Source organism: Candidatus Symbiopectobacterium sp. NZEC135 (assembly GCF_025962695.1).
This window is the reverse complement of sequence record NZ_JAGFPF010000588.1, coordinates 1-1,169: the sequence shown is the minus strand read 5'-3', so window position 1 is coordinate 1,169 and position 1,169 is coordinate 1. Positions and strand designations below refer to the sequence as shown.

Annotated in this window: 1 protein-coding gene; it reads left to right on the top strand. The window is 50.8% G+C overall.

What is annotated here, in order from left to right; genetic code table 11:
• Positions 1 to 600: 600 nt before the first annotated feature.
• Positions 601 to 1,169: hypothetical protein (locus tag J5224_RS28985; protein ID WP_264628541.1), on the top strand; the 569-nt coding region annotated here is incomplete at its 3' end.

Genomic DNA, 1,169 nt, shown 5'->3' with positions numbered 1-1,169 from the left:
GAAACGCAAAACGGCGATATCACCATTGTCACCGGCGACCTGACCAATCAGCGGGAAGGGTTTGTGGTCACTGAGACCGAAGTGGATGTGTCGTCTCAGGAGATTAAACCGACGGGGACGACGTTGGTTATCAGACCTGAACAACTTAATTATGTTGGCGTGGGATATTACGATGAAATCCAGGAGAGCACTCGTGTTTATGACAATGATTGGGGTCTTGAGACTTATGTGACCCTTTGGAAACCTGCTATGTATGCAGGGTATGATAGAAAAGAATATTTGATATCAGAAAAATCAGTAAATGTAGAGGCTACTTCTGGGCAAGCCAAGATAAATTCCAGCGGTAGCATTTACTTCATGGCTAGTAACTTAATTAACTCTGCATCAGAAGTTACGGCGAAAAAAAACATTAGTATCGAAGGGGGGCAGATCAATAATATATCTTACCTGGCAGGATCTTCAAAAGAGTATGCTGTTTATAAATATAATGGACAAGCGCCAATAATCTCCCACCCCCAGTGGGAATGGGAGACAACATATACCGAGAAATGGACTAATGTTTCTAGCCCTCGCTGGGAGCAAAACGTAATTGTATTTACCTTGGAAGGAACACCAAGAACTGAAGTTACAGCTAACCAATCCTACAACGCCCTAATCCAGGCCGGCGGCACCATTTCCGCCAATGTAACGCACGATATCAGCAATACCACGGTGCAAGCGGGCAACGGCAATTATACCCCAACGACGATAGCGCCGACGCTGTCCTCCACGCAGGCGCTTTCCGGCGTGCAGCAGCAGAACGCCAAAGCGCTGTCAGGAAAAATCACCTCAACCACCACTACGCTGATCGATCTGCGCAGCGCGCCCGGCAGTTCTGCCACGCTGTCGGATTCGAATGCCACGGTGACGGCAGCCGGAAAAACGTTGTCACTGGCACCCGTTAGCCAAACCACGCTGAATACTGACACGCTGACCACCGGCAATAGCCAGCTCAATGCCCCGCAGCAGGGTATCACCGCGCAAACCCTGACGCTGCAAGGGCCGGAACAGGCACAAACGGCGCAAACCGGCGGGGCGATTCAGCCGATTACGGGTGGCGCACTTAGCGCTACCGATACACTGGGTTCTGCACCGGTGGCGATCCACACCGACATTAACCTTGCCCAACC